This is a genomic window from Sphingomonas sp. Leaf67, assembly GCF_001421965.1.
Classification (GTDB): Bacteria; Pseudomonadota; Alphaproteobacteria; order Sphingomonadales; family Sphingomonadaceae; genus Sphingomonas.
Window position 1 is genome coordinate 59,209 of record NZ_LMLP01000004.1, and the last position, 7,288, is coordinate 66,496.

A 7,288-nucleotide genomic window follows, 5' to 3' on the forward strand; every position below is an offset into this window, starting at 1 on the left:
CACGGGGAACGCCGTTTCGGGGACCACCCCACCCAAGGGAGCAAGGCGGCATGGCCGGCCAGGATGATTTCAAACCCTTTACCGGCCCGAAGCTGCTGTTCGCCGGGCTGGTGCTGGCGCTGACCAATTTCATGGTCGTGCTCGACACGACGATCGCCAACGTGTCGGTCGGGCATATCGCCGGATCGCTGGGCATTTCGACCAGTCAGGGGACGTGGATCATCACCTCCTATGCGGTGGCGGAGGCGATCTGCGTGCCGCTGACCGGGTGGCTGGCCGGGCGGTTCGGGGCGGTCCGGACCTTCGTCGTCGGGATGATCGGCTTCGGCATCTTTTCGATATTGTGCGGGCTGTCGACCAGTCTGGCGATGATCGTCGTCGCGCGGATCGGTCAGGGGCTGTGCGGCGGGCCGCTGATGCCGCTGACCCAGACGATGTTGCTGCGGATATTTCCCAAGGAGCAACATGGACAGGCGATGGGGATGTGGGCGATGACCACGGTCACCGCGCCGATCCTCGGCCCGATCCTCGGCGGGACAATCAGTGACAGCTGGTCGTGGCACTGGATCTTCTTCATCAACATTCCGGTCGCGATCTTCTGCGTGTTCGGCGCGCTGCGCCTGCTGAAACCCGCCGAGACGAAGCGCGAGAAGCTGAAGGTCGACAAGATCGGCCTCGCTTTGCTGATCCTGTGGATCGGCGCGCTCCAGATCATGCTGGATATCGGGCGCGAACACGACTGGTTCGAGGACCAGACGATCGTCATCCTCGCCATCGTGGCGGCGGTGGGCGCGGCGGTGTTCGTAGTGTGGGAACTGACCGAGCGGCAGCCGATCGTCGACCTGCGCGTGTTCCGGCACCGGGGCTTCACGGTCGCGGTCGCCGCGCTGGCCTTTGCGTTCGGCACCTTCTTCGCCTCGGTCGTGCTGATCCCGCAATGGTTGCAGGCGAGCCTTGGCTACACCTCTACCTATGCCGGCTATGCCACCGCGTTCAACGGTGTGGGGGCGGTCATCATGTCGCCGTTCGTGGCGAAGATGCTCAAGAAGCGCGATCCCCGCGCGCTGGTGTGTTTCGGCATCTTCTGGATCGCAGCGGTCAATCTGCTGCGGGTGGAGTGGACGACCGGGTCCGACTTCTGGACGCTCGCCTTTCCCCAGATGTTGCAGGGGTTCGGCATGCCGTTCTTCTTCATTCCGCTGACCACGATCGCGCTGGGCGCGGTCGATCCGAAGGAGACGGCATCTGCGGCGGGCGTCATGAGCTTCCTGCGGACGATGGCCGGGGCGATCGGAACGTCGGTGTCGATGACGCTCTATGCCGACAACATGACCGTCGCGCGCAGCGAGATGGTGTCGCGGCTGAACACCGGCGCGACTGAACAGGCGCTGACCGCACAGGGATTTTCGATCGACCAGGTGCGCGGCGCGGTGGAGATGACGGTGGCGCAGGAGAGCAGCACGCTGGCGATCAACCATATGTTCCTGTTGTCGGCGATCATCTTCGCCGGCGCGGCGCTCATCATCTGGCTGGCACCGCGGCCGGCACGGATCGCCGGACCGGGCGCGGCGCACTGACGGGACTGGCGTCGCGCCGCACAGCCGCTACGATCGTCCGATCGGGGGGTAGAAGATGAGCGGTTTGACGACGTCCAGACGGCAATTGCTGGCCTATTCGCTGGCCGGTGCAGGTGCGGCGACGCTGCCGGCTTGGGCGCGGGCGGCAGAGGCGAGCGATGCGGAGATCGACGCGATCGTCGGTTCCTTCATGCGCAGCTACCAGACGCCGGGCGTTGCCATTGCGGTGCTCAGACCGAACCGCCCGCCGCTGTTGCGCGCCTATGGCGTCCGTACGCTGGGACGGCCGGACAAGGTCGATATCCATACCCGGTTCGGCATCGCGTCGCACAGCAAGGCGTTCACCGCCGCCGCGCTGGCGCTGCTGGTCGACGACGGGAAGATCAATTGGGACGATCCGGTCGTCAGACACCTGCCCGATTTCCGCATGTACGATGCCGCGGTCACGCCGATGATGACGGTGCGCGACCTGCTGGTCCATCGCTCGGGCCTGCCGCTGGGTGCGGGTGATCTGATGTTCTTTCCGGCGGGCAGCCATGTCGCCGCCGATGCGCTGAAGGCGCTGCCCTATCTGAAACCCGTGCGGGGTTTCCGTGATGGCTATGACTATGACAATATCCTGTATCTGGTCGCGGGGCTGCTGATCGAACGGGTGTCGGGCATGGGCTGGGACCGGTTCATGCAGACGCGGCTGTTCGATCCGCTGGGCATGGCCGATGCCTTCCCGACCCGGCGCGACCGGGATCCGAACGTCGCGGGCCGTCACGCGAAACTCGGTCCGCCGGTGCGCGGCATCGGCAAGCTGGAGGTGGTCGCCGCCGACGAAGGGCCGATGGTCGACGCCGCGGGCGGGATCAACGCCAGCGTTGCCGACATGGCGAAATGGTTTCAGGCGCAGCTGGCCGGCGGGCTGCTGCCGGACGGCAAACGGGTCTGGTCCGCCGAACAGAGCAAGCAGATGTGGACCCCGGCGACCATCACCGCATCGACCAGCGGCCCGACCGCCGAAAACCCGGTCCGCCCTATCCTGCAAAGCTATGCGCTGGGCTGGTTCGTGCAGGAATATCGCGGGCTGCAGATGATCCAGCATAGCGGCGGCCTGTCGGGACAGGTCACGCACAGTGCGATGCTGCCCACGCGCGGGATCGCCGTGTCGGTGCTGACCAATGTCGAGGACGGCGTGTCGCAGCCGATCCGCAACGCGATCCTCGACCGGCTGATCGATGCGCCGGCCTTCGACTGGGTCGCGTTCTTCGGGGCGCGCATGCAGCAGAACCAGACCGCGGCGCTGGCGAGCGTCGCCGGCGGCATCGACAAGGCACCGGCGGGTGGCCCGTCGCTGCCGATCGCGCGCTATGCCGGGCGCTATCGCGATCCATGGTATGGCGACGTCGTCGTCACCGAACGGCGCGGCAAGCTGGCGATCGACTTCGTGCCGACCCCGGCGTTCAAGGGGCCGCTGGAGCCATGGGGACCGGACAGCTTCCGCACCCGCTTTCCCAAGGGCGCGGGCGAGGACGCGGTGGTCACCTTCGCGCTCGCCGATGGCAAGGTGACCGGCATCCGCATGAAGGCGCTCTCGCCGCTGGCCGATTTCAGCTACGATTTCCAGCATCTGGCGTTCATGCCGGTCGAACCGTCGTGATGATCGTCGCCGCGATCATACTGGCCGCGTCTGCGCCGACACGGGACCCGCTGACCGTCGCCCTTGAATGCGAGGTCTATGCCGAACTGGCGATGTCGATCCATGGCGATCGGCCGCCGATGCTGCTGATCGATGACAGGATCCATCGCTACTGGTCGACCGAAGCCCGCAGGATCGCGGCGACGCGCCAGAAGACCCCCGAGCAACTGGCGGCGAGCAAGCTGGTCATCGCGATCGAAAGCGACCGTTATGCTCCGATCCTGACGAACTGCCTGAAGACCATGCCGAAAAAGGCGTTGCGATAGAGCGGCAGGTTCCGCGACTTACCACCCCATGCTGCCCGGCACGCCCTTATACGGTCCGGCAAGGTCGGGGGTGATCCAGCCACCGTAGAAGCCGCCGGGCTGCGGCACGACGCGTTGGCCGTCGATGCTGCACCGGTCGAGCGGCCCGGCATAGAAGGCGACATGGTCGCGCAGCATCGCAAAGGCCGGCGTCGGATCGGGATAGCTCCACGCCACATCCCGCAGTATCTCGTCGCCGATGGCGAGGTGCCAGTAGACCGCCTGCCCCTTCCATTCGCACAGCGATCGGCGGGGCGAGCGTTGCAGCACGCCGGCGGCGATGTCGCCGGGAGGGATGTACCAGCTGGGCGGATGGCTGGTTTCGAGCGTGCGGATCGCGGCGCGGGTATCGGCGATCACGAGGCCGCGATGCTCGATGCGGACATGGCGGTCGCTCGGCTCGGCGATGGCGGGACGCGGAAAGTCCCAGACGCTTGTCCGCCCCGGGCCGACCGGATCGGGTTGTGGCCACAGGCTCATCGCTTGTTCTCCTGCCAGATGCGCGTGGCGAGCAGTGTCGCAAAGCCCAGCCACGCGACGAACGGCACGCCCAGCGCCGCCGCCGGGCGATCGACCTTCGCCGCCGTCACGACATAGGCGGTGCCGGTCGCGATCATCGCCCCCGATGCCACCGCGCTCGCCCCGAGTTTGCGTTCGCGAAAGAACAGCTGCGTCCAGCCCCCGACCATCGCACTGTTGACCAGCCATGCGCCGACCGCCGCGTTGCGCATCGGGCCGGCGGGTTCGCGCAACAACCGATAGCCGCCGACCGCAAGGCCCGTTTCGAGCACCGGCCACACCGCACCGAACGCGGCGTCGGGCGGGGTGAAGTCGGGCTTGTCGAGCCGGCGATACCAGCGGCGGATGCCGGGATGCGACGGATCGGGAGCGTTGCGCCGCCCGACCACCGCGCTGACGCCCAGCACCGCGCCGACGATGCCGAGCGCCAGCAACGGCGACAGCCCGGCCTTCGCCGGTGCCGCCGCCGGTCGTTCGGCCTCGGGCAGATAGCGCGACAGATCGGGTTCGGGCGTATCGCCGCCGAACATCTTGCCCGACAGCTTGCGTACCGCCGGACGGCTCGCGAGGTCGAGCGCCCCGTGCAGCAGGCGGATGCCGAGCCGGCTGTGCGGGTTCATCAGCCGCGGCGCGATCTTCGGCACGCCCTGCGCATCCTCGACCATCGGCCGCATCTGCTGCTCATACGCGGCGAAGGCGGCGGGGACATTAGGCTGTCGGATCAGCTCCTGCGCCAAGACATAGGCCCCGGTCACCGCCAGCGTCGTGCCATAGCCCGCAATCGGCGTCGCACACCATGCGGCATCGCCGGTCAGCGCCACCCGGCCGGTCGACCAGCGCGGCATCCGCACCTGTCGCAGCACGTCGAAATAGAAATCGTCGGTGTCGGCCATCGCGTCCAGCACTCGCTGCGCCTGCCATCCGGCATCGGCGAAGCGTTGGCGCAGCCACGCCTGTTGCCGCTCGACGTCCCAATCCTGTTCGCCGCCCGGCGGTTGTTGCACCGACAGCATCGCGCGGGTCGTGCCGTGCCGATCGGGGCGGAGCGACACGCTGCGCCCGCCCGGCGCATTGTACCAGCGCCACAGCCGGTCGTCGTCGGCGGTGCGCGGGATGGTGAAATAGGCAATAGTCAGGTCCATCCAGCGCGGATCATTCTCGCCCGCAAACACCCGTTCGCGCGTCGTCGACCCGACCCCTTCGGCAACGACGACCGCATCATAACGTTCGGCCGTGCCGCCGGCGAAGCCGACCGTCACGCCGTCACCGTCCTGATCGATCGTGGCGATATGGTCGCCGAAGCGATAGGTCGCGTGTTCGCTGGCCGGTTCGTAGAGCAGTCGCGCCAGATCGCCGCGCAATATTTCCATCTCGGCGGTCGGGCCGTCCGCTTCCTGATCGGCGGTCAGGAACTGTGCATCGACCTTGCCAGCGGCATCGACCCAAGCCGTCCCCTCCTCGCCGGTCCCCTGTTCGAGCGCGGCCTGTTCCAGCTCCATGCGCCGCAACACGTCGCGACCCGGCCCGCGCACGTCGATATTCTGGCCGCCATCGCGGAATTCCGGCCCGCGTTCGACGACGGTTACGTCGAACCCCGCCCGGCCGAGCCACCACGCGACGATATTGCCGGCGACGCTGGCACCGGTAATCAGGATGGAACGGGACATGGACGACACTCCTTCGCCGCGCTTAACGGTCGAACGGCCTTCGGGTCGCAATGGGGGGGGCGGAGTTTCCGGGTGGGCGTTACCGAACGCTATCCGACGATATCCTCGGCGGTCGCAGCAGCCCGCAGCTTGCCCGAGGCGACGGAGCGGGCATAACCGGAGGCATGATGCGATGTGCCCCGATCGCCGCCTTGCTGTTCGCGCTCCCGGCGATCGCCCCGGCGCAGACCGCCGCGCCGCCCGTCGCACACAGCCGATCCCGATGGGCATCCAGCATCGTCTCACCTCGGCTATTCTGGGTAATGTGCGCGAGGTGAATGTCTGGCGGCCCGATGGCTATGCCGCTTCGACCGATCGCTATCCGGTCGTCTATCTGCTCGACGGGGCGGTCGATCAGGATTTCCGCCATATCGCGGGCCTTGGCAGTCTGGCCTCGCTCAGCTGGACGTTCGGGCCGTTCATCGTCGTCGGGGTCCAGACCCGCGATCGTCAGGCCGAGCTGACGCCGCCGGCGACCGATCCGCGCTATGTCGCGGCTTTCCCAAAAGCGCGGCGGTGCAGCCCGGTTTCGCCGGTTCCTGTTGCAGGAGGTGATGCCGTTCGTCGAGCAGCGTTATCGCACCGGTGCGCGGCGGACGATCTTGGGCGAATCGCTCACCGGGCTGTTCGTGGTCGACACGCTGCTGACCGAGCCAACGGCGTTCAGCGAGTATATCGCGATCAGTCCCAGCCTGTGGTGGGACGATCGGCGGTGGGTCGGGGCGGCAGCGGAGGCCGGATTGGCGCGGGCGAAGCGCGTGCGCCTGTTCCTCGCGGTGGCGGACGAAGGCGGCACGATGCGGGACGGGGTCGACCGGTTGCGCACGATGATCGATCGGCTACCGGCGGGGCGGGTGACGCTGCGCTATGCCGAGTATCGCGCCACCGCGACCCATGCGACCGTCTATCATGGCGCGGCGGAAGCGGCGTTGCGCTGGCTCTACCCCGCCCCGCCCTTCGACAACGGCCCAACACCGTGGTTCATGATCGACGGCGCCAGCCCGCCTGCCCTCTGATCCTTATTCCGCAAAGGCTGTCTGGTCCCGGCAACCGTGGCAAGGGCCGGGGTTGCGACTTGCGCGCTCGCGATGACAGGCGACAGCAGCGCCAGGGTAGCCGGAATGGTCTTCATGGCGGCTCCGGGGTTCACGCGACGATCAGCCGCTCGCCGCCCCTTTTAGAACGGTCCGGCGGCTCGTATCGAAAAACTGGGTCATGTTACGGAGACTGGGCGGTCAATCAGGCCGCACAAGCACCGTGGAAGGCCCGCCAGACGTCGCCGCGATCACATTCCGAAGATTTTGTTCCGCCGAATCGAAGAAAGCTGTTGACCTCCTAATCGCCTCCCCCTAGATGGGTGTCACCGCAGCGGTGGCCGACACGGTCGCCTTTGCATCCTCCGGGACCTGGTGCTAACCGAATGGTTGGTGCCATGTGTTCCGGTCTCTCTATCGCCGGTTCGCTGGCGCTTCGGCCTTGGTGGTTTGGAGCAGGGAG

6 protein-coding genes and 1 pseudogene are annotated in these 7,288 nt (G+C 67.2%); 5 read left to right on the forward strand and 2 right to left on the reverse strand.

What is annotated here, in order from left to right; all coding sequences use genetic code 11:
- Positions 1-50 precede the first annotated feature (50 nt).
- Genes ASE90_RS06940 through ASE90_RS06950 form a run of 3 tightly spaced genes read left to right on the forward strand, consistent with a single transcriptional unit; the run spans position 51 to position 3,527 of the window.
- The gene (locus ASE90_RS06940; RefSeq protein WP_055998202.1) at positions 51-1,577 is read left to right on the forward strand and encodes a DHA2 family efflux MFS transporter permease subunit; all 1,527 of its coding nucleotides are present in this window, start codon (positions 51-53) and stop codon (positions 1,575-1,577) included.
- A gap of 55 nt (positions 1,578-1,632) precedes the next feature.
- A complete protein-coding gene (locus ASE90_RS06945) occupies positions 1,633-3,222 on the forward strand; it encodes a serine hydrolase (RefSeq protein WP_082449636.1) in 1,590 nt (529 codons plus the stop codon).
- On the forward strand, positions 3,219-3,527 hold the full coding sequence (locus ASE90_RS06950) for a hypothetical protein (protein WP_055998207.1): 309 nt from the start codon (positions 3,219-3,221) through the stop codon (positions 3,525-3,527). Before ASE90_RS06945 ends, ASE90_RS06950 begins: the two co-directional genes overlap by 4 nt.
- Before the next feature lie 18 nt (positions 3,528-3,545).
- On the opposite strand, the gene ASE90_RS06955 is transcribed toward ASE90_RS06950, so the two are convergent.
- Together ASE90_RS06955 and ASE90_RS06960 are read right to left on the reverse strand one after the other, a co-directional pair.
- Positions 3,546-4,040 (reverse strand): DUF427 domain-containing protein, encoded by a 495-nt coding sequence (locus ASE90_RS06955; protein WP_055998254.1) that lies wholly within the window; start codon positions 4,038-4,040, stop codon positions 3,546-3,548.
- Positions 4,041-4,042: 2 nt separating this feature from the next.
- On the reverse strand, positions 4,043-5,752 hold the full coding sequence (locus ASE90_RS06960; protein WP_082449637.1) for a tryptophan-rich sensory protein: 1,710 nt from the start codon (positions 5,750-5,752) through the stop codon (positions 4,043-4,045).
- Positions 5,753-6,014: 262 nt separating this feature from the next.
- On the opposite strand from ASE90_RS06960, the pseudogene ASE90_RS20975 reads away from it, so the two are divergent.
- Together ASE90_RS20975 and ASE90_RS06970 are read left to right on the forward strand one after the other, a co-directional pair.
- A pseudogene (locus tag ASE90_RS20975) lies at positions 6,015-6,191 on the forward strand (alpha/beta hydrolase-fold protein); the annotation flags it as partial.
- Positions 6,192-6,279: 88 nt separating this feature from the next.
- A complete protein-coding gene (locus tag ASE90_RS06970) occupies positions 6,280-6,807 on the forward strand; it encodes an alpha/beta hydrolase (protein WP_055998213.1) in 528 nt (175 codons plus the stop codon).
- Positions 6,808-7,288: the final 481 nt, after the last annotated feature.

Bases quoted from the DNA above. Each gene is read 5' to 3' on its own strand.
- ASE90_RS06970 (WP_055998213.1), top strand. From the start codon at position 6,280: ATGTCGCGGCTTTCCCAAAAGCGCGGCGGTGCAGCCCGGTTTCGCCGG.
- ASE90_RS06940 (WP_055998202.1), top strand. From the start codon at position 51: ATGGCCGGCCAGGATGATTTCAAACCCTTTACCGGCCCGAAGCTGCTG.
- ASE90_RS06960 (WP_082449637.1), bottom strand. From the start codon at position 5,752: ATGTCCCGTTCCATCCTGATTACCGGTGCCAGCGTCGCCGGCAATATC.
- ASE90_RS06945 (WP_082449636.1), top strand. From the start codon at position 1,633: ATGAGCGGTTTGACGACGTCCAGACGGCAATTGCTGGCCTATTCGCTG.